This is a genomic window from Plastoroseomonas arctica (assembly GCF_018128965.1).
Taxonomy (GTDB): Bacteria; Pseudomonadota; Alphaproteobacteria; order Acetobacterales; family Acetobacteraceae; genus Plastoroseomonas; species Plastoroseomonas arctica.
Genome location: NZ_JAAEDH010000031.1, coordinates 1 through 20,399, shown reverse-complemented (window position 1 = coordinate 20,399; position 20,399 = coordinate 1). Strand labels below are relative to the sequence as shown.

The window sequence follows — 20,399 nt, the reverse complement described above, 5'->3', positions numbered from 1 at the left end:
GATTCCCGCTGGCATGAGCGACGAATCGCGCGCCTCCGACCAAGCTGCCTCCGAGGCCTATGACAGCGCCTCCATCACCGTCCTGCGTGGCCTTGAAGCCGTGCGCAAGCGGCCGGGGATGTATATCGGCGACACAGATGATGGCTCGGGCCTGCATCACATGGTGTTCGAGATCATCGACAACGCGGTGGACGAGGCGCAGGCGGGGTTTGCGTCGTCCTGCTTCGTGCAGCTCAATGGCGACGGGTCCGTCACGGTGCGCGACGATGGGCGCGGCATCCCGGTCGACATGCACCCCGAGGAGGGGATCAGCGCGGCCGAGGTGGTGCTGACCAAGCTGCACGCGGGCGGCAAGTTCAACCAGAACAGCTACAAGGTCTCGGGCGGTCTGCACGGCGTCGGCGCCGCGGTGGTGAACGCGCTGTCCGAGTGGATGGAAGTGCGCATCTGGCGCAACGCCAATGAGTACCGCCTGCGCTTCGAACATGGCGACACCATCGTGCCGTGCACGCTGACCGGCCCATCCGAGCACATCAAGGGCACCGAGGTCACCTTCAAGCCCTCCACCGGCACCTTCACGAAAGTGGATTTCGATATCGCCGTGCTGGAACGCCGCGTGCGCGAGCTGGCGTTCCTGAATTCGGGCCTGAAGATCGTGCTGCGCGATGAGCGGCATGCGGATGCGACGGAGACGGTGTTCCACTACACCGGCGGGCTGACCGCCTTCGTCGAATATCTCGACAAGGGCAAGGCGCCGGTCTTCGCGGTGCCCGTCGGTGCGCATGGCAAGGAAGGCGAGCACGGCATCCGCGTGGAGCTCTCGCTGCGCTGGAACGACAGCTATCACGAGACCATGCTGTGCTTCACCAACAACATCCCGCAGCGCGATGGCGGCACGCATCTCGCGGGCTTCCGCCAGGCGCTGACGCGCGTGGTCGCGAAATACGCCGATGAGCGTGCGAAGAAGGAAAAGGTCACGCTCACCGGCGAGGATATGCGCGAGGGGCTGACCGCCGTGCTGTCGGTGAAGGTGCCGGACCCGAAGTTTTCCTCGCAGACCAAGGAAAAGCTGGTCTCGTCGGAAGTGCAGCCGGTGGTGCAGGCGGCCTGTGCCGACGCGCTCACCCATTGGTTCGAGACGCATCCCAAGGAAGCCAAGGACGTCATCGGCAAGATCATGGAAGCGGCGATGGCGCGCGAGGCGGCGCGCAAGGCGCGCGACCTGACGCGGCGCAAGGGCGTGCTGGATATTTCCTCGCTCCCCGGCAAGCTCGCCGATTGCCAGGAGCGCGATCCATCCAAGTGCGAACTCTTCCTCGTCGAGGGTGATTCCGCCGGCGGGTCCGCGAAGCAGGGGCGCAACCGCGTCTTCCAGGCGATCCTGCCGCTCAAGGGCAAGATCCTGAACGTCGAGCGCGCGCGCTTCGACAAGATGCTCGGCAGCGCCGAAATCGGCACGCTGATCACCGCACTCGGCACCGGCATCGGCCGCGACGAGCCCGATCGCGGCGGCTTCTCGGCCGACAAGCTGCGCTACCACCGCATCATCATCATGACCGACGCGGACGTGGACGGCTCCCACATCCGCACCCTGCTGCTGACCTTCTTCTACCGCCAGATGCCGGCCCTCATCGAACGCGGGCATCTCTACATCGCGCAGCCGCCGCTCTATCGCGCAAAGCGCGGCGGTGATGAGCGCTACCTCAAGGATGACCGCGCGCTCGAGGATTACCTGCTGGAAAAGGCGCTGATCGGCGCCCGCATGGAACGCGCCGACGGCACCGTGCTGGACGGCGAAGCCATGCGCGAGGAAGCGGAATTCCTCCGCCAGGTGCAGTCGCGCATCCGCCGCCTCGCCGGCCGCGTGCCGACCGAGATCATCGAAGCCGCCGCGCTCGTGGGCGCGCTGACCACCGACGCCAACCGCGCCCCGGCCGCGGCTCAGGCGCTGGCTGAACGGCTCAATGCGCTCGCGCCGGCCAATGAGCGTGGCTGGGTGGTGAGTGCCACCGGCGACGGCCTCATCCTCGCGCGCACGCTGCGCGGCGTGACCGAGCGCCACGCGCTGGACGCCACCGCCATCCGCAGCGCCGAGGCGCGCTGGCTCGAAGAACGCCAGGAACGTTTTTCCCGCGATTTCGCCGAAGGCACCCGCATGGTCATCGACGGCAACGCGGCTGCCGTGAACGGCCCGCTCGGCGCCTATGACCGCATCCTGGCGCAAGGGCGCAAAGGCCTCACCATCCAGCGCTTCAAGGGCCTGGGTGAGATGAACCCCGAGCAGCTGTGGAAGACCACGCTCGACCCCGCGATCCGCACCCTGCTGAAGGTGCGCGTGGATGATGTGGAGGACGCGGAGACGGTGTTCTCCACGCTCATGGGCGACGTGGTGGAACCACGCCGCGACTTCATCGTGGGCAACGCCCTGAAGGTCGCGAACCTCGACGTGTGAGGCTCGCGCCGGCCCTCAATCCTTGTAGTCGGGCTCCTTGCGGTCGAGGATCCGCTTCAGCGCATCGAAATGCCATTCGGCGTTGGCGCGGTCGCCGTACTTGGTGGCGTTGCCGCGATAGGTGTTGATCGTGTGGTCCACGACCTCCTCCGGCAGGCGCTTGAGCGGGCGTTTGGTCCACATCGCATAGAGCTGCACCTGCGCCACGCGCTCCATGTAGTAGAGCCGGTCATAGGCCTCGGCCACCGTCTTGCCGACCGTGGCCACGCCGTGGTTCGCCATGATCAGCACGGTCTTGTCGCCGATGATGCCGGCCAGGCGCTCGCCCTCGGCGGGGTCGAAGGCGGGGCCGGTATAGGTCGCGTCATAGGCGGTGCGCATCATGGTGCCGAGCTCGGTCTGGCCGATCGGCAGGATCTGCGGGTCCTCGAGGCGCGCGAGAGCGCTGGTGTAGGGCATGTGGGTGTGGAACACCGCCGCCGCAGCGTCGAGCAGCCGGTGCATCGGCGCGTGGATGCAATAGGCGGAGCGCTCGACCATGCCCTCGCCCGCAAGGACCTCCCCGTCATAGCCGACTTCCATGAAGCAGGAGGCGTTCACCTCGCTCCAGTGAAGGCCGAAGGGGATCTGGTAGTAGCGATCATTGGTGCCGGGCACGCGCAGGGTGAAGTGGTTGAAGATGCCCTCGTGGAAGCCGTCGCGCACGGCGAGGCGATGGGCCGCGGCCAGGTCGACGCGCGCCTGGTGGCGGGCGTCGGCGAGTGCGATGTCGGGGGCCGTGTGGTTCTCGAGCGGCATGGGCCGGTTTCCTTCAGCGGTGGGGTGATGGTGGTCGGCACGGCGAAGTGTCGGCCGTCATGCCCGGTCGGCAAGCGGCCAGGGCGAGGCCTGTCGCTGGAGGTTAGGTGCTGCTCCCGCCACGGGACAAGGCCCATGAGCGCGCGTGGCCCGAACACGACGGGCCCCGCGCCGAAATCTCAGCGCGCGAGGTCCATGCGTCGCAACAGCGCCTCCTTCTCCCGCAGGTCGCCCGCCATGCGCGCGGAGAAGGCGGTGGTGCCGAGATAGTAGCGCTCCGGCTGCAAGGTGCGCCGCGCCATCGCCCCATAGGTCTCGTCGCCGGCGGCCGCCTGGCATGCGGCTTCGAGCCGCGCGCGCACTGTCGCCGGCAGGCCCGCCGGCGCCAGCACGCCGCCATAGCTCGCTACCGACACGTCATACCCGGCCTCGCGCGCGGTCGGGACGTCCGGGAAGCCGGGCGAGCGCTGCTCGGCCAGGATCGAGATCACGCGGACGGGCTGGCCCACGACGAATGCCGCGACGGTGATGCCGAGATCGATCCGCCCGGCCTGGACATCGAGCACGACGGCCGCATCGCCGCGGTAGGCGACCGGTTCCAGCGCGACGCCCGCCGCCTGGGCGAGCGACGCGCCGGCGAGATGCTGGATCGAACCCACGCCGAGATGGCCGTACTGAAGGCCGCCGCGGCGGCGGGCCTCGGGGCCCAGATCCGCGAGGCTGTGCAGCGGCGAGCCCGGCGCGACGACCAGCGCGAAGGCGTGGTCATAGGTCTGGCAGATGCCGTCGAGCGAGGCTGCGGTGTAGCCGGTATCGGCCCGCATCATCGGCGAGACGATCAGCGGCGTGGTCGCCGAGAAGGCGAGCGTATAGCCGTCCGGCGCGGCTCGGGACACGGCGGCGATGCCGACGCTGCCCCCCGCGCCGTCGCGGTTCACGACCACCACCGGCTGGCCGAGCCGGGCCGACAGCCCGGGTGCCAGGGCGCGCGCGAGCAGGTCTGTCACGCTGCCGGCGGGGTAGGGGTTCACCAGCTGGATCGGGCGCGTGGGCCATTCCTCGGCACCCGCCGGTCCCGCGCAGGCGAGCGCCAGGCCAAGGGCCGCGCCCAGGATGGCATGGTGAGTTCGGGCGATGTGGCACGCTGGCGCCATGGATGGATCCCACCTCGGTTGCCGAAGCGCGCCGCGCGCGGGCGGTCGCCGTTCCGGTCATTGCATGGCGCGACAGTGCTGACCCCGGGGACGAGGGGTCAAGTGCCCGGGCGCGCCTCGCGGAAAGCCTCTATGCTGCCCGCTTCCGGCGCCACGGATCGCGTGGCGCCATGCGATGGAAGAGGATGGCCCGATGAAGGGTTGGCGCGCGCGGCTCGGGTTCCTGGTCGCACCCGGCAATCCCACGGTGGAGCCGGAGATGCAGGCGCTCTGCCCGCCGGGCGTGTCGGTGCATGTCACGCGGCTCAGCGCATCGGGCCCCGCCGGCACCCATGACGGGCAGGAGGCGCGCAACCTGACCCAGGCAGCGAGCGTGCCCGACGCGGTGAAGCTGCTGGCGATGCTCTCACCAAGGGTGATCGTGCTGGCGCACACGGCAACCAGCTACACGCTGGGCCAGGCGCGCGAGGCCGCACTCGTGGCCGAGATGGAGGCGCTGTCGGGCACCCGCTTCATCACCGCCTTCGGCGCCACGCTGGCCGCACTCGCTTCCCTGGGCTGCACGCGCATCGCCTACGGCACGCCCTATTCGGAAGCGACGACGGAGCAAGGCAAGCGGCACCTCGAAGCGCATGGCATCGCGGTGGTCAGCCACGGCGCCCTTGAGAATGTCCGCAACATCTACGAGGAGAGCGAGGCACGCGCCTACGAGATCGCGCGCGCCGTGGACCGCCCCGATGCGGATGCGGTGTTCCTCAGCGGCACCGGCATGCCGACCATCGGCGTGCTGCAGATGCTGGAGGATGATCTCGGCAAGCCGGTCATCTCGGCCTCCTCGGCCATGATGTGGCATGCGCTGCAGGTGGCCGGGGTGCGGCACGCGCAGCCGGGTTACGGACGGCTCTTCGCCTGACCCGACTTGCTACGCGCGCGGCCGGCGCAGCATGGCCAGCGTCTCGCGCGGCCTGACCGCGCCCAGCGCGACGGCCATGCCGCCATAGGCCGCAGCACCGGCGAGGATCAGCGCGGCGGCCAGCAGCGCGCCGTGCAGGGTGAGGATGGCCATCAGCCCGGCGACGGTCGCGCCCATCGCCACGCAGGCCAGTGCGATGCGTGGCAGGCGTCCGCGGGAGCGCCGGTCCAGCCGCAGGTGTCCGCGCCGGCTGAGCACGAGCGCGAGGGTGCCGGCGTTGCACCAGGCGGAGATGGTGTTCGCCATCGCCACGCCGACATGCGCGAAGGGCCCCATCAGCGCGAGGTTCAGCGCGATGTTCAGCGCCACCGTCGCAAGCCCGATGCGTACCGGCGTGCGCGTGTCGCCGCGCGCGAAGAAGGCGGGTGCGAGGATCTTGATCAGCACGAAAGCCGGCAGCCCGCAGGCATAGGCCAGCACCGCGGCGGCGGTGGCGGCGCTCGCCTCGGCCACGAAGGCGCCGCGCTCGAACAGCGCCGACACGATGGGGCCCGCCGCGACCGCCAGGCCCACCGCGCAGGGCAGCGTCAGCAGCATGGCGAGCTCGATGGCGCGGTTCATCGACCGGTGCGCCGCAAGCGGCTGCCCCGCGCGCAGCTGGCGCGACAGCAGCGGCAGCAGCGCCGTCCCCACCGCCGCGCCGATCACGCCGAGCGGCAACTGCGCGATGCGGTCGGCATAGTAGAGGTAGGACACCGACCCCGAGACCAGGAAGCTCGCGATCACCGTGTCCATCGCGAGGTTGATCTGCGTCACCCCCGCGCCGAGCATCCCCGGCACCATCCGCCGCAGCACCAGGCCCACCGCGGGCGTCAGCCGCGGGCGCCGGATCAGGTTGAGCGCCATGCCCGCCTGGCGCGCCGCGAACCACACCCAGGCCAGCTGCGCGATGCCCGAGACCATCACGCCCCAGGACAGCGCATGCCCCGCTGTCGCGACGTAGGGCGTGAGGCCGATCAGCGCCGCCATCGAGACCAGGTTGAACAGGATCGGCGCCGCCGCGGCCGCCGCGAAGCGGTCCAGCGCGTTCAGCACGCCCGAGACAAGTGCTGCGAGGCAGATGAAGACGAGGTACGGAAAAATGATCCGCGTCATCTCGACGGCGAGGGCGAATTTTTCCGGGTCTCGGGAAAAGCCCGGCGCGATCGCCGAAATCACCTGCGGCATGAATATGATGCCCAGGATCGCGAGACTCGTCAGCCACAGCGACATCAGCAGCGCCAGCCGCTCGGCCAGCTCCTGCGCCGCCGCACGCCCCTCGGTCACCAGCAACCCCGAGAAAGCAGGGATGAAGGCCGCGTTGAACGCGCCCTCGCCAAACAGGCGGCGCATCAGGTTGGGCAGCCGCAACGCCACGAAGAAGGCATCCGCGATCGGCCCCGCGCCAAGCCGCGACGCAATCAGCATGTCGCGCGCAAAACCCAGGAGCCGGCTGGCCATCGTCCAGCCGCCAACCGTCATGACGGATCGAAACATCGCCCCCCATAGCCCGCTTCGCGACGGCGCGAAATCCGCCTGCAGCGGCACACCGGGTTGCCGCAAGGCCAGCCAGCGCCTAGTTGAAGGCGCGAAGCGGCCCGCCCGCTGCCACCCCCACCACGATGCGAAGCATGAGCGAGCAGAACACCCCCACCCCCCCGGCCGCCGAGGCCACCCCCGCTGAGAGCGAGCCCCTGGCCATGAACGACGCCGAAGCCGCCCAGCCGACCGCCGAGGACTCCATCGCGGCGCTGGAAGCCGAAGTCGCGAACATGCGCGACAAATGGCTGCGCGCCGAGGCGGAGATGCAGAACCTCCGCGCCCGCACCCAACGCGAAGTGCAGGACGCGCGGAACTTCGCCGTCCAACGCTTCGCGCGCGACGTCGTCGAACAAGCCGACAACCTGCACCGCGGCGTCGCGGCCATCCCCGCCGCGACCGACAGTGAACCCGAACTCTTCTCAAAACTCCGAGGCGGGTTTGAAAGCCTCGAACGCGCCTTCGCGGCAATGCTCGAACGCCACGGCATCGCCAAACAAGACGCCACCGGTAAACCCTTCGACCCGGAACTCCACCAGGCGATGAGCGAACAACCCGCCCCCGAAGGCGTGGCCGCCGGCACGGTGCTGCAAGCCTGGACCCCCGCCTGGACCCTGAACGGCCGCCTGCTGAAGCCGGCCATGGTCGTGGTCGCGAGCGCGAGCATCGACAAGGCGGTCTGAAGGGAAGGCCAGGGGCTCTGCCCCTGGACGCCGCGAGGATCGTGTCGATCCTCGACCTCCATCTGTTGGTTCTTGGATTGGTGAGGGGTTGAGCCTCGCCGGAGGCGTGCTTGGTTGGGGAGGGGGCGCATCGCACGAGTCCCCGCGGCGCTGGTACGCCTCGCGCCCCCTCCCCAACCAAGCTCATTCAAGCAAGCACGCCCCTCCCCCACCCAGGACCAACTAATGGGGGTCCAGGGGCCACAGGCTCCTGGCGGGGGTCGAGGGGGCGGAGCCCCCCGCCTTGCTTTCTACACCGCGCTGCGTCGTTGGCGGCGTCGCATCCACAGCCACACCGCAGCCGCCACAAGGGGCACCATCAGGCTCAGCGCGCCTTCGACGGGCAGGTGGGGTTGGGTGCTTTGCAGTGGCTTGAGGGTGTAGCTCGCCAGGGAGACCAGGTAGTAGCTGATGCCGGCGACGGAGAGGCCTTCGACGGTTTCCTGCAGGCGCAGCTGGGCGCGTCCGGTTTCGGCCATGGCGGCGAGCAGAGTCTGGGTCTGGGCTTCCTGGGCGACGGCGACGCGGGCGCGGAGCAGGTCCACGGCGCGGGCGCAACGGACAGAGAGGCGGGCGATCCGGGTGCCGGTTGCGGCCACCGTGGCGATGGCCGGGTCCAGGCGGCGGCCGAGGAATTCGCGCAAGGTGGGCAGGCCGGGGATCGGCACTTCGGCAAGCGCGTCCAGGCGCTGGGCGACCAGGGTGCGATAGGCTTCGGCGGCGGAGAATCGCTCTGCCGTCGTGGCGGCCATGGTCTCGATGCCGGTTGCGAGGTCCGAGAGTTCGGCGAGTGCGGCGCGGTCATGCTCGAGCCCGCCGGAGCCCCGGGCGCGGGAGGCGAGGGCCGAGAGGCGTTCGGAGGCTTCGGAGAGTTGTGGCGCGGCGCCGCGCGCGATGGGCAGGGCGAGCAGCGCCATCATCCGGTAGGTCTCGATTTCCCACAGGGTCTGCGCGATGCGGCCGGCCCGGGCGGCGCCCAGGCCGCCGTCCAGCACCAGGAAGCGGGCGAAGCCGTCGGGGTGGATGCGGAAGTCGGTGCCGACCAGGCCGGCGCCGCCGGCGAGGGTGCTGGCGACGAGGCCTTCTGCGGGCAGTCCGGCGAAGCGCGGCTCCTCATCGGCGGGCTCGGGGATCAGTGCGATGTGGAAGGCGGCGATCGCCTGGCCGGGCAGGGCGGCGAGCCAGTCTCGGGGCAGGGCGTCGATCGCGGTGTCGTCGAACGGGTCCTGGCCGGCGGGCGGCGTCGGCAGTGGCTTGAGGAAGGTCCAGCCGGTGAACTCGGTGTGGCGCTCGTAGCGCAGCTGGAAGGCGCCGAAATCGGCGGTGAAGTGGATGGCTTCGGCGGCCGGCTCATTGACGCCGTAGAGCCGGCAGAGCGCGGCGAGATGAGCGATGTCCGCGGCGCGGTCGGCGCCGGGTGCCACGAGCATGGCGAGGCGGGACAGCGTTGCGGGCGTGGCGAGCGGGGCCAGCGGGCGGGCGTGCAACTCGCCGACGAGGCGATCGCGCTGCGGGTGCAGGGGAAAGGGTGGCATGGCGGGAGTGTGCCACAGGTTGCTTGAAAGAATGACCATGGTCGCGTGGAAAATTCAGGGCGGCGAGACCTCCGGCGCGCCCGCGGGCCGCGACTCCGAATGGGCGAACGCCAGCAGTCCGGCGAGCCAAGCCGCCGGAAGCGGCGCCCGGCGCTTGAGGGCAATGTCTTACGTCACCCGTTCGAGTTCCGCCTCGCCGAGATTGCCCGGCACGATGGTCATCGGCACGCGCATCCGCGTCGCGTAGCGGCCGGTCAGCGCGGTGATCAGCGGACCGGGGCCCGACCCGCTGGCAGAGGCCGCGAGCACGAGGATGGAAATTCGCTCCTCCTCCTCGAGCAGTGCGAGCAGCTGCTCGCGCGGGTCACCTTCGCGGATCAGCAGGACAGGCAGACCACCGGTGATCTCGCGGACCTCGACCGCCAGGCCCGAGAGCAGCTTCTCCGCCGCCTCGCGCGCTTCCTCGGCCATCATCGCGCCCACCCCGGCCCATTCGATGATGGTCTGCGGCTCGATCACGCGCAGCAGCGCCACGCGGCCGCCGCCCTTGCGCGCGCGCAGGCAGGCGTAGCGCAGGGCCACCGAACGCTCCGGGCTGTCATCCACCACCACCAGGAACACTCGGTCGCGCTTGGCCTTGCTGGCGGCGGCCGCCGCCTCTTCCGCATCGGGCATGAAGACCCTCCGTCACGAGCGCCGGAACAGGACGCTGCCGAGCCAGCCCGCGAGCGAGGCCAGCAGTATACACGCGACACCGTAGAGCAGCGGCGCCTGCCGCGCGACGGCGGAAATCCAGGCCGCGGTGCCTACCCGCCGGACCTCCAGGTTCAGCGTCTGCTGCGCCACCACGCGCCGTTCCCGCACCAGCAGCACCTCCACCAGATAAGGCCCCGTGGGCACCGTCGCCGGCAGCGGAATCCGCGCGAGAAACAGCCGCCCCCCACTCACCTCCACCGGCACCGCATGCTCCTGCCACCGCCCATCCGCCTGCTTCAACGCCAGCAACGCCGCCCGGAACGAGGGCTCCTGCGCCCCGCGCGCGGCCAGCGGCAAGGTGTCGAGCCCCAGCATCCCCTCCGCCCGCGCCTCCTCCGGCAACACCTCCCACACAGGCCGCGTGCCGGCGATCGCGTAGAAACCCGGCACATCGAGAAACCGCGCCGAGGGCCCGTTCACCCAGATGCCAAAAAATTCCACCCGACGCCGCACCACCTGCGGCGTGCGCGGGCCCCGCACCGTGACCAGAACCTGGTCGCCCGCCTCGCCCCCCAGAGGCCGCTCGGCAGCGCCGAACACCAAAATCTCCGCACCGGTAAACCCCGTTGTGACCTCGACGATCCGCGTGGAAATCTGCGCCGCCAGGTTGGGCCGGGCCGTGTCCACCAGCTGGGCGCGGGCGGGGGCGATGGCCAGTAGGAGGAAGCAGGCAAGCATGGGGGCTTTGCCCCCAAACCCCCACCAGGATCGTGTCGATCCTGGACCTCCCTCTGTTGGTTCTTGGGATTGGGAGGGGGTTGAGGCTCGCCGGAGGCGAGGCGGGTTGGGGAGGGGTCGCATGGAGGCGCGTGTGGCGAAGGTAACGCCCTTGACGCGCCCCCTCCCCAACCCGCCCCCTTCAAGCAAGCACACCCCTTCCCAGACCCAGGACCAACAAAGGGAGGGGTCCGGGGATCGACACGATCCCCGGCGGAGGTTTGGAGGCGGAGCCTCCAACCTTTCTTGCTCCTTCACGGCATCGGCCCGATCGCGAACAGCGAGCTCGGCGTGTGGATCAGGTCCACCAGCAGGGCCACCGCCACGCTGAGCACGAGCAGTCCGAGCAGGGCGCGGGTTTCTTCGCCGCGGAGTTTCGCGCCCATGGAGGCGCCGAACTGCGCGCCGGCGACACCGCCGGCGAGGAGCATCATGGTCAGCACGATATCGACGCTGCCGACTTGCCAGGCTTGCAGCAGGGTGACGTTGGCGGCCACGAAGACGACCTGGAACAGGGATGTTCCGATGACGACAGCGGTGGGGATGCCGAGCAGGTAGATCATGGCCGGCACCAGCATGAAGCCGCCGCCCACGCCCATGATGGCCGAGAGCACGCCGATGCCGAAGCCCACCACCAGGGGCGGGATGGCGGAGATGTAGAGGCGCGACTTGCGGAAGCGCATCTTCAGCGGCAGGCCGTGCAGCCAGGTGTGTTCATTGGGTTTCGCCGCGACGCCGCCGCGGCGGCGCAGGATGGCGCGCAGGCTCTCGCGCACCATCAGGGCGCCGACGGTGCCGAGCACGACGACGTAGAAGAGGGAGACCGCCAGGTCGACCTGTCCGGCGCGACGCAGCAGCGCGAAGAGCTGGACCCCGGCGATGGAGCCGGCGAGGCCGCCGGCCAGCAGCACCCCGCCCATGACCGGGTCCACCGTGCCGCGCCGCCACTGCGCGATGAGGCCGGAGACGGAGGCGCCCAGCGTCTGGTTGGCGCCCGAGGCGACCGCGACGGGTGCGGGGATGCCGATCAGGATCAGCAGCGGCGTGAGGAGGAACCCGCCCCCGACGCCGAACATGCCCGAGAGCCAGCCCACGCCGAAGCCCATGCCGAGCAGGAGCAGGGCATCGACAGACATTTCGGCGATCGGCAGGTAGACCTGCATCGCAAGGTCCCGGCTCGGGGTGTTACGCACGCATCAGAAACGGTTTGAACCCGCCTGTTGTGTGGCGCAACCCGACATGGACGATCTGTCACCATTTTTCACATGCCGGCCGGTGATCAAGCCGTGAGGTAGCGCTCCGTCAGGTGCGCCGTGTAGTCGGCCGGGTCGAGGGGCTTGCCGGTCGCGTTGCGCAGCAGGTCCTGGAAGCCGAAGCGGCTGCCCTGGCTGTGGATGTTGCCGCGCAGCCATCCGATCAGCGGTGCCATGTCGCCTTGCGCGAGCGAGCGGTCCAGCGTGGGCGAGGCGTTGCGGGCGGCGCGCATGAGTTGGGCGGCGGCCATCGCGCCCAGGGTGTAGCTGGGAAAGTAGCCGAAGGCGCCGTCGTACCAGTGGATGTCCTGCAGGCAGCCGCGCGCATCGTCCGGCGGCGTGATGCCGAGCATCGCATGGATGGCCTCGTTCCAGGCGCCGGGCAGGTCGGCCACGGCCAAGTCGCCAGCGATCAGCGCGCGCTCGAGGCGGAAGCGGAGGATGACGTGGGCGGGGTAGGTTAGCTCGTCGGCATCGACGCGGATGAAGCCTCGCGACACGCGGCGCCAGAGGCGGGCGAGGTTTTCGGGGGCGTAGGGGGCGGAGTCGCCGCCGAAGGTCTCGTGCAGCAGCGGGCCGAGGAAACGCAGGAAACTGTCGGACCGGCAGGCCTGCATCTCGACGATCAGGCTTTGCGATTCATGCGTCGCCATGCCGGCGGCCTCGCCGACGGGCTGGCGCGCCAGGTGCGCCGGCAGCCCGCGCTCATACAGGGCGTGCCCCGTCTCGTGCAGCACGCCGAGGAGGGATTGCGCGAAGTCATCCTCCCGATACCGCGTCGTGATGCGCACGTCGGTGGGCGTGCCGCCGCAGAAGGGATGGGTGCTTTCGTCGAGCCGGGCGTGGTCGAAATCCAGCCCCGCGCGCGCCGCGAGCGAACGGCACAGCGCGCGCTGGGCCGCGATGGCGAAGGGCCCCTGCGGCGGGATGGGGGCGGGGCGGGCGGCCTGGATCGCCTCGGCACGCGGCAGCGCATCGGCGAGGAAGACCTCGTAGGCGGCGAAGACCGGCTCCACATCGGCGGCGAGGATGCCGGGCTGGAAGCCGTCCATCAGCGCGTCAAAGGGGGCGAGGCCGGTGGCGTCGGAGAGAGCCGCGGCCGCCTCGCGCTGCAGCCGCACCACTTCGATCAACGCAGGCTGCACGCGGGCGAAATCGGACGCCGCCCGTGCCTCGCGCCACACCGTCTCGCAGGCCGCGTTGGCCCGGGTCATGGCCTCCACGAGTGCCGTGGGCAGCGCGGTCGCGCGCAGATGGGCACGGCGCATCAGCGCGAGGTTGGCGATGTCGGACGCCCCCGTCGCCTCCGCCTCGCCGAGCTGCCCCGCCACCTCAGGCGCGGTGAGCAGGTCGTGGCCCAGCCCGGCCAGCGTCGCCAGCTGTTCCCCGCGCGCCGCCGCGCCGCCGGGCGGCATCATCGCCGCCGCGTCCCAATGGAGCATGCCCGACGCCTCGCCAAGCGCTGCGATCCGGGCAAAACGGGTCTTGAGGTCGGCATAGGCGGTCATGGTGTCTCCCTCATGCGGCGTCTCGCCCAGATGGCGAAGACGACCAGCAGCGCCAGGGCCAGGCCGTACCAGGTGACGACATAGCCCAGGTGATTGTTGTTCGGCCGCGGCAGCGTGCGTGACGGGTCCGGCAATACCTCCGCCGCCGCTTCGCCCAGCGCGACCAGCCCGAACGGCGCAACCCGCGCCAGCCCCAGCGCATGCCCGATCTTCTCAGGGTCGAAACTGTAGAAACGCCGGCCGGCCAGGTCATCCGTCGCGGCGAACAACCCGCCCGGCTCCGCCGGCCGCACCCAGCCCGTCACTGTCACCTCGCCCTCCGGCCGCACGATCGGCGCCGACGCATCCAGCGGCACCCAGCCGCGATCCACCAGCACCGTCGCCGCATCCATGCGCACCAACGGCGTCAACAGCCGCGTGCCCAACACCGTGCCGCGCAACTCAACCCCCAGGATCACCTCCCGCGCATGGTCGAAGCGCCCCGCTGCCGCCACCTTTGTGAACGGCACCGCGACCGGACCCAGCGGCGCCGCAGGCCCCGCCTCGGCGGCCGCAATGGCCGCCAGCAACTCCGTCTTCCACGCCAGACGCTGCAACTGCCAGGTCCCCAATCCCAACAGGATCAGAAACGCCGGCAATACCACCAGCACCGGGACCAGCAATCGCCTCATGGTAGGAAGGCCAGGGGCTTTGCCCCTGGACCCCACCAGGATCGTGTCGATCCTGGACCTCCATCTGTTGGTTCTTGGGATTGGCGAGGGGGTGAGCCTCGCCGAAGGCGAGCCGGGTTGGCGAGGGGGCGCACGGAATACCCTCGATCAAGGCAACTCCCTCGACGCGCCCTCTCCCCAACCCGGCGCACTTTCAATGAAACACAGCCCTCCCCAAGCCCAGGACCAACACATGCAGGGGCCCGGGGATCGGCGCGATCCCCGGCGGGGCTTCGACGTATACGTCGAAGGGGGGCAGCGCCCCCTGGCCTTACTGCCGATGACGCCATTGCAGGGCCAGGAGCAGGGCTTTTGCCGTGCGCATCACGAAGACTGCTCCACCGAGGACCAGGGCTGGCCAGATGAGGGCGTGGACCCAGAGGGGTGGGCGGTAGCGGCTGTCCACGACCAGGGCGGCGATGACGGCGGCCGCGCCGATGAGGAAGACGCCGGCCACGGCGGGTCCGTCGCCGGCATCATGGGCGGAGAGGTCGAGGCCGCAGTGTTCGCAAGTGGGTTTGATGTCGAGCAGGCCGTTGAAGATGCGGCCTTCGCCGCAGCGCGGGCAGCGCCCGAGCAGGGCGGCCCGCGCCAGGGGCGCGGGTTCAGTGCGCGGCAATCTCGCCGGCGCCCCACCAGTAGATGGAGGCGAAGAGGAACAGCCACACCACGTCGACGAAGTGCCAGTACCAGGCGGCGGCCTCGAAGCCGAAGTGGCGGGCAGGCGTGAACTGGCCTTTCCAGGCGCGGAACAGGCAGACCGCGAGGAAGATGGTGCCGATGATCACGTGGAAGCCGTGGAAGCCGGTGGCGAGGAAGAAGGTGGAGGGATAGACGCCGCCATCGTGGAAGGCGAAGGGCGCCTCGGCGTATTCCATCGCCTGAAGCGAGGTGAAGAGCAGGCCGAGCACCACGGTGAGTGCGAGGCCCTGGAGCATGCCGCGGCGGTCGTTCTCGATCAGCGCGTGGTGAGCCCAGGTGACGGTGCAGCCCGAGAGCAGCAGGATCATCGTGTTGAGAAAGGGCAGGCCGAAGGGGTCGAAGGTGAGGACGCCGGCCGGGGGCCAGACCGCGCGCGCGGCGCCGGCGACGTGGTCCGGATACAGGGCGAAGTGGAAATAGGCCCAGAAGAAGGCCACGAAGAACATCACCTCGGAGGTGATGAACAGCATCATGCCGTAGCGGAGGCCGATCCGGACGACGGGGGTGTGGAGGCCGGGCGTGCGGCTTTCCTTCACCACGTCGCTCCACCACAGGAACATGGTCAGCAGCACGCCGGCGACGCCGGCCAGGAACACCCAGCGGATGCCGTAATGCGCGTTGAGGATGATGCCGGTGACCAGCGCCCCGGCCGAGAAAGCGCCGACCAGCGGCCAGGGGGACGGGTCCACCAGGTGGTAGGGGTGCTTGTGCGGCGGGGCCGCTTCGGCTTCCACGGCGAGGGTGGTCGTGGCCATCAGGTCTGCTCCAGTTGCGTCGCGCGGCGCATGAACGCCGAATTGGGGGCCAGGATCAAGGGGTGGTTCTGCTGCCGACGTGGGGCCCGGCCGAGGCAAGCGCGCCCGCGCGTTCGGCATCGGCCATGGTGCGGAAGAAGCTGTAGGACAGCGTGATCACGCGCACGTCGCGCGTGTTGGGGTCCTCGGCGATGCGCGGGTCGACCCAGAACGCGACCGGCATGTCGGCGCGCTGGCCGGCTGCCAGCGTCTGCTCATCGAAGCAGAAGCACGCGACCTTGTGGAAGTAGCGGCCGACTTTTTCCGGGGTGACGTTGTAGGTGGCGATGCCGGTAACCGGGGTCGGGGCGTCGTTGACGGCGGAGTAGAAGGCGAGACCTTCCTCGCCGACATGTAGCGTCATCGATGGCTGCTCGGCCTGGAACCGCCAGGGCAGGTTCGGCTGGGTGTTGGCGTTGAAGCGCACGGTGATCAGCGCATCGCCTGGAGACGCCGGCATGGTGCCGCCGCGTTGCGTGGTGCCGTTGTAGCCGGTGGCGCGGCAGAAGGCGTCGTAGAGCGGCACGGCGGCGAAGGAGAGCCCGGCCATGCCCGCCACGGTGGCGCCGATGCCGAGCAGCGTGCGCCGATTGCGGCCTTCGGGGCTCATCCGCGGGTGAGCCGCGCGACCGCGATGAAGTAGAACAGCACGACGATGGCGACGAGCACGCCGAGAATGGCCCAGTTGCGGCTCTTGCGGCGACGATCGAAGGCGACACGATCGAAGGCGGGGCGCTCCTCGGGCGTCATGCGAGGATGAGGCGGTCGGCGGCGAGGGCTACGAACAGCGCGGCCAGGTAGTACAGCGAATAGCGGAAGCATTTTTTCGCCGGCGCGTCGTTGGTCAGGCTGCGGCCCTCGGCATCCTGCGCGTCGCGCCAGACGAGCCACGCCTGGCGCAGGAACTCCAGGCCCAGCAGGGAAGCGGCGGCGGTGTAGATCGGCCCGGCGAAGCCGAACAGGCCGGGCAGCAAGGTCAGCGGCACCAGGCCGATGGTGTAGACCAGGATCTGGCGGCGGGTCTCGCGTGCGCCGTGCGTGACGGGCAGCATCGGCACCTTCACCCGCGCGTAGTCGCCATGCGCCCAGAGCGCGAGCGCCCAGAAATGCGGCGGCGTCCAGACGAAGATGATCGCGAAGAGGATGAGCGGTGCGAGGGTGATGTCGCCGGTGACGGCCGCCCAGCCGATGATCGGCGGGAAGGCGCCGGCCGCGCCGCCGATGACGATGTTCTGCGGCGTGCGGCGCTTCAGCCACATGGTATAGACGACGACGTAGAAGGCGATCGACAGCGCCAGCACCCCGGCCGCGACCCAGTTGGTGGCCAGACCCAGGATGCCGACCGAGGCGAGGGACAGGACGATGCCGTAGGTGAGTGCGGCATCCGGCGCGATGCGCCCGGCCGGGATGGGCCGCGTTGCGGTGCGGCGCATCTGCGCGTCGATGTCGCGGTCCCACCACATGTTCAGCGCACCGGCCGCACCGGCGCCAAGCGCGATGCACAGCACGGCGGTGATGGCGAGCACCGGGTGCAGATGCCCCGGTGCCACGATCAGCCCCACCGCACCGGTCAGCACGACGAGGGAGATGACGCGCGGCTTGAGCAGCGTCACCCAGTCGCGCACTTCCGAAAGGCTCGAATCAGTGCCTTCCAAGGCCGGCGAGATGACGACGTCGCTCATGCGGCGATCCCTGAAACCACGCGCCTCAGCGGACGCGCGGCAGTTCCTCGAAGGTGTGAAAGGGCGGCGGGCTCGCGACCTGCCACTCGAGCGTGGTCGCACCCTCGCCCCAGTAGTTCGGCGCCAGCTTCTGCTTGGACGCGAAGGTCCGGTAGACCACGTAGAGGAACACGAGCACCGAGGCGGCGGAGATGTAGCTGCCGATCGAGGAGACCATGTTCCAGCCGGCGAAGGCGGCCGGGTAGTCCGGGTAGCGGCGCGGCATGCCCTGGTTGCCCAGGAAGTGCTGCGGGAAGAAGGTGATGTTCGCACCGGCGAAGAACAGCCAGAAATGCACCTTGCCCCAGAATTCCGGGTACTGGTGGCCGCTCATCTTGCCGATCCAGTAGTAGAAGCCGGCGAAGATCGAGAACACGGCACCCAGGCTCAACACGTAGTGGAAGTGCGCCACCACGTAGTAGGTGTTGTGCAGGATCTGGGTGATGCCGGCATTCGCCAGGACCACGCCGGTCACACCACCCATGGTGAACAGGAAGATGAAGCCGATCGCGAACAGCATCGGCGTGTCGAGCCGGATGGACCCACCCCACATCGTCGCGATCCAGGAGAAGATCTTGATGCCCGTGGGCACCGCGATGACCATGGTCGCGGCCATGAAGTAGGCCCGCGTGTCCACGTCGATGCCGGAGGTGAACATGTGGTGCGCCCAGACCACGAAGCCCACCACGCCGATCGCGACCATCGCGTAGGCCATGCCGAGATAGCCGAAGATCGGCTTCTTCGAGAAGGTCGACAGGATGTGGCTGATGATGCCGAAGCCGGGCAGGATCATGATGTAGACTTCGGGGTGGCCGAAGAACCAGAACAGGTGCTGGAACAGCACCGGGTCGCCGCCGCCGGCCGGCCGGAAGAAGGCGGTGCCGAAGTTGCGGTCCGTGATCAGCATGGTGATCGCGCCACCGAGGACCGGAACCGCGAGCAGCAGCAGGAAGGCGGTCACCAGCATCGACCAGACGAACAGCGGCATCTTGTGCAGCGTCATGCCCGGCGCGCGCATGTTCAGGATGGTGGTGATGAAGTTGGCCGCGCCCAGGATGGAGCTGGCGCCGGCGAGGTGGAGCGCGAACAGCGCCATGTCCATCGCAGGTCCGGTCTGGTAGGCGCTGTCCGACAGCGGCGGGTAGATCGTCCAGCCTGCACCGGCGCCCTCGCCCACGAACATCGACCCGCCGAGCAGCAGGAAGGCCGGCACCAGCAGCCAGAAGCTGATGTTGTTCAGGCGGGGGAAGGCCATGTCCGGCGCACCGATCATCAGCGGCACGAACCAGTTGCCGAAGCCGCCGATGAGTGCGGGCATGACGACGAAGAACACCATGATCAGCCCGTGCGCGCTGACCCAGGCATTCCACATCTGGCCCGACGAGAAGATCTGCATCCCCGGCGACTGCAGCTCCATGCGCATCAGCACGGAGATGCCGCCGCCGATCAGGCCGGCGATGATCGAGAAGATGATGTAGAGCGTCCCGATATCCTTGTGGTTCGTCGAGAACAGCCAGCGCTGGACGAAGCTCGGGTAATGATCGTGATGCTCGTCGTGGTGGGCGGCGTGGGCGGCATTGTCCATGGGTCTGTGTCCTCGCAACGGCGCCGCCTCAGCGGCGCGCCTCCGCCATCAGGGTGGTGTCGATCGCCGCCTCTGCAACGGCCGCGGGCGCATCGACCGCGGGCGCCTGGGCGAAACGCGTGCGCGCATCTGCCACCCAGGCGTCGAATTCGGCCCGCGGCACGGCGCGCACCGCGATCGGCATGAACGCGTGGTTGGTCCCGCAGATCTGGTTGCACTGGCCGTAGAAGGTGCCGGGGCGGTCGGCGCGGAACCAGGTCTCCAGCGTGCGGCCGGGGATGGTGTATTTCTGCACGCCCAGCGAGGGGACGAAGAAGCTGTGGATCACGTCCGCACCGGTCGTGATGACGCGTACATTCGCGCCGATCGGCACGACGAGGGGATTGTCGACGGCCAGGCGGTACAAATGGCGCTGGTCGGCGGGCAGCTCGTCCTCCTGCAGCGGATAGCTGTCGAAGGTGAAGTTGCCGTTCTCGGGGTAGGCATAGCGCCAGAACCACTGGCGGCCCTGCACGTTGATGGTGAGGTCGGCGCTCGGCACCCGGTCCTGGTAGTAGATCAGCCGGAAGGACGGTATGGCGATGACCAGCAGGATCAGCACCGGCACCACGGTCCAGGCGACTTCGAGGATGGTGTTGTGGCTGGTGCGCGACGCGGTGGCGTTCTTCGCCTCGCGGTAGCGCCAGATGATGTAGCCCATCAGCCCGGCCACGAAGACCACGATCGCGATGATGATGTAGAGCACCAACTCGTTGAAGTCGTGGATAACGTCCTTCACGACGCCGCCCGACTGCTGCAGTCCGAGGCCCCAGGCGGTGGGCGCCCCGGTCATGGGCGCCGCCTCCTGCGCAAGGCCCGGGAACGCCAGGAGCATGGCGGCGGCAAAGCCGGCCGCACCGCAGGCTGCGGCGGCACCATGACGCCAGATCTTCGAAGCACGCATTCCGTGTCCCGTTCGCGCGCCGCTGCGGCGCGCGCCTGATTTCTTCGCCCCGCGTCGGGGTTCCTCGGCCGGAAACCACCGCGCCCGGCTGGTTTCCGCGCATCGCCGCGCCGGGATCCGCGTCCCGCGCCGCCAATGCGGGCGGACCATAGTCGCGTCACGCCGCAGCGCACAAGAGAGGCTTGAGCGATGCCGCGAAACCGTAGCGCACAGGCTGCGCGCCGGCTTGTCCACAGAAATCTGGCTGCCCTCCCCCCTCCAACAGCTTGTGTTGTGCATCCCGGTATGACTACCGTATCTTGTGTCTGGGGACATAAGGGGGCTGACCATCATGGATTGGACACAGGAAGCGATCGAGCGCCTGCAGGCGCTTTGGGCCGAGGGGCATTCGACCGCCGAAATCGGCCGCCGCATGGGGGTCTCGAAGAATGCGGTGGTGGGCAAGGCGCATCGGCTGAACCTCTCCGCCCGGCCGAGCCCCATCCGCCGCGACGCGCAGCCGCGCGCCGAGCGCCCGCGTACGCCGCGCGCGACGCCGCGCCGCGAGGTGCTGCGCAT

20 protein-coding genes are annotated in these 20,399 nt (G+C 69.4%); 4 read left to right on the top strand and 16 right to left on the bottom strand.

What is annotated here, in order from left to right:
* Positions 1–13: 13 nt before the first annotated feature.
* Positions 14–2,452, top strand: a complete 2,439-nt coding sequence (gene gyrB, locus GXW79_RS19905; protein ID WP_211876199.1) for a DNA topoisomerase (ATP-hydrolyzing) subunit B — start codon at positions 14–16, stop codon at positions 2,450–2,452.
* Between the two features lie 15 nt (positions 2,453–2,467).
* On the opposite strand, the gene GXW79_RS19900 is transcribed toward gyrB, so the two are convergent.
* Both GXW79_RS19900 and GXW79_RS19895 read right to left on the bottom strand, forming a co-directional pair.
* Positions 2,468–3,250, bottom strand: coding sequence for a class II aldolase/adducin family protein (locus tag GXW79_RS19900; protein WP_211876198.1), 783 nt, complete (start codon positions 3,248–3,250; stop codon positions 2,468–2,470).
* 179 nt (positions 3,251–3,429) lie between these two features.
* The gene (locus tag GXW79_RS19895) at positions 3,430–4,404 is read right to left on the bottom strand and encodes a tripartite tricarboxylate transporter substrate binding protein (protein WP_211876197.1); all 975 of its coding nucleotides are present in this window, start codon (positions 4,402–4,404) and stop codon (positions 3,430–3,432) included.
* A 193-nt stretch (positions 4,405–4,597) separates the two neighbouring features.
* On the opposite strand from GXW79_RS19895, the gene GXW79_RS19890 reads away from it, so the two are divergent.
* A complete protein-coding gene (locus GXW79_RS19890) occupies positions 4,598–5,317 on the top strand; it encodes a maleate cis-trans isomerase family protein (RefSeq protein WP_211876196.1) in 720 nt (239 codons plus the stop codon).
* Between the two features lie 9 nt (positions 5,318–5,326).
* On the opposite strand, the gene murJ is transcribed toward GXW79_RS19890, so the two are convergent.
* Entirely contained in the window at positions 5,327–6,853 is a 1,527-nt protein-coding gene (murJ, locus tag GXW79_RS19885) for a murein biosynthesis integral membrane protein MurJ (protein WP_211876195.1), read from the bottom strand.
* Positions 6,854–6,987: 134 nt separating this feature from the next.
* Between murJ and GXW79_RS19880 the strand changes: the two genes are divergently transcribed.
* On the top strand, positions 6,988–7,578 hold the full coding sequence (locus tag GXW79_RS19880) for a nucleotide exchange factor GrpE (protein WP_211876194.1): 591 nt from the start codon (positions 6,988–6,990) through the stop codon (positions 7,576–7,578).
* A 290-nt stretch (positions 7,579–7,868) separates the two neighbouring features.
* Here the strand turns inward: GXW79_RS19880 and GXW79_RS19875 are convergent, their stop codons facing one another.
* The 13 genes from GXW79_RS19875 to coxB all read right to left on the bottom strand — a co-directional run bounded on the left by GXW79_RS19875 (position 7,869) and on the right by coxB (position 19,730).
* On the bottom strand, positions 7,869–9,152 hold the full coding sequence (locus GXW79_RS19875; protein WP_211876193.1) for a DUF3422 family protein: 1,284 nt from the start codon (positions 9,150–9,152) through the stop codon (positions 7,869–7,871).
* A gap of 168 nt (positions 9,153–9,320) precedes the next feature.
* Positions 9,321–9,827: a universal stress protein gene (locus GXW79_RS19870; protein WP_211876192.1), complete on the bottom strand. Its 507-nt coding sequence runs from the start codon at positions 9,825–9,827 to the stop codon at positions 9,321–9,323.
* A gap of 12 nt (positions 9,828–9,839) precedes the next feature.
* The gene (locus GXW79_RS19865) at positions 9,840–10,586 is read right to left on the bottom strand and encodes a TIGR02186 family protein (protein WP_211876191.1); all 747 of its coding nucleotides are present in this window, start codon (positions 10,584–10,586) and stop codon (positions 9,840–9,842) included.
* Between the two features lie 293 nt (positions 10,587–10,879).
* On the bottom strand, positions 10,880–11,788 hold the full coding sequence (locus GXW79_RS19860; protein ID WP_211876190.1) for a sulfite exporter TauE/SafE family protein: 909 nt from the start codon (positions 11,786–11,788) through the stop codon (positions 10,880–10,882).
* A gap of 116 nt (positions 11,789–11,904) precedes the next feature.
* Positions 11,905–13,386, bottom strand: a complete 1,482-nt coding sequence (locus GXW79_RS19855) for a carboxypeptidase M32 (protein WP_211876189.1) — start codon at positions 13,384–13,386, stop codon at positions 11,905–11,907.
* Positions 13,383–14,057: an SURF1 family protein gene (locus GXW79_RS19850; RefSeq protein WP_211876188.1), complete on the bottom strand. Its 675-nt coding sequence runs from the start codon at positions 14,055–14,057 to the stop codon at positions 13,383–13,385. Before GXW79_RS19850 ends, GXW79_RS19855 begins: the two co-directional genes overlap by 4 nt.
* Positions 14,058–14,367: 310 nt before the next feature.
* Positions 14,368–14,715, bottom strand: coding sequence for a DUF983 domain-containing protein (locus GXW79_RS19845; protein WP_246504167.1), 348 nt, complete (start codon positions 14,713–14,715; stop codon positions 14,368–14,370).
* Positions 14,702–15,553, bottom strand: coding sequence for a cytochrome c oxidase subunit 3 (locus GXW79_RS19840; RefSeq protein ID WP_211876187.1), 852 nt, complete (start codon positions 15,551–15,553; stop codon positions 14,702–14,704). The genes GXW79_RS19845 and GXW79_RS19840 overlap by 14 nt, the downstream gene beginning before the upstream one ends.
* Positions 15,554–15,608: 55 nt before the next feature.
* The gene (locus tag GXW79_RS19835) at positions 15,609–16,202 is read right to left on the bottom strand and encodes a cytochrome c oxidase assembly protein (protein WP_211876186.1); all 594 of its coding nucleotides are present in this window, start codon (positions 16,200–16,202) and stop codon (positions 15,609–15,611) included.
* A complete protein-coding gene (locus GXW79_RS19830) occupies positions 16,199–16,342 on the bottom strand; it encodes a hypothetical protein (RefSeq protein ID WP_211876185.1) in 144 nt (47 codons plus the stop codon). The genes GXW79_RS19835 and GXW79_RS19830 overlap by 4 nt, the downstream gene beginning before the upstream one ends.
* A complete protein-coding gene (locus GXW79_RS19825; protein ID WP_211876184.1) occupies positions 16,339–17,274 on the bottom strand; it encodes a heme o synthase in 936 nt (311 codons plus the stop codon). Before GXW79_RS19825 ends, GXW79_RS19830 begins: the two co-directional genes overlap by 4 nt.
* A gap of 25 nt (positions 17,275–17,299) precedes the next feature.
* Positions 17,300–18,898, bottom strand: coding sequence for a cytochrome c oxidase subunit I (ctaD, locus tag GXW79_RS19820; protein WP_211876183.1), 1,599 nt, complete (start codon positions 18,896–18,898; stop codon positions 17,300–17,302).
* A gap of 28 nt (positions 18,899–18,926) precedes the next feature.
* Positions 18,927–19,730, bottom strand: coding sequence for a cytochrome c oxidase subunit II (gene coxB / locus GXW79_RS19815; RefSeq protein WP_246504166.1), 804 nt, complete (start codon positions 19,728–19,730; stop codon positions 18,927–18,929).
* 442 nt (positions 19,731–20,172) lie between these two features.
* Here coxB and GXW79_RS19810 point away from each other — a divergent pair.
* Positions 20,173–20,399: GcrA family cell cycle regulator (locus tag GXW79_RS19810; RefSeq protein ID WP_246504165.1), on the top strand; the 227-nt coding region annotated here is incomplete at its 3' end.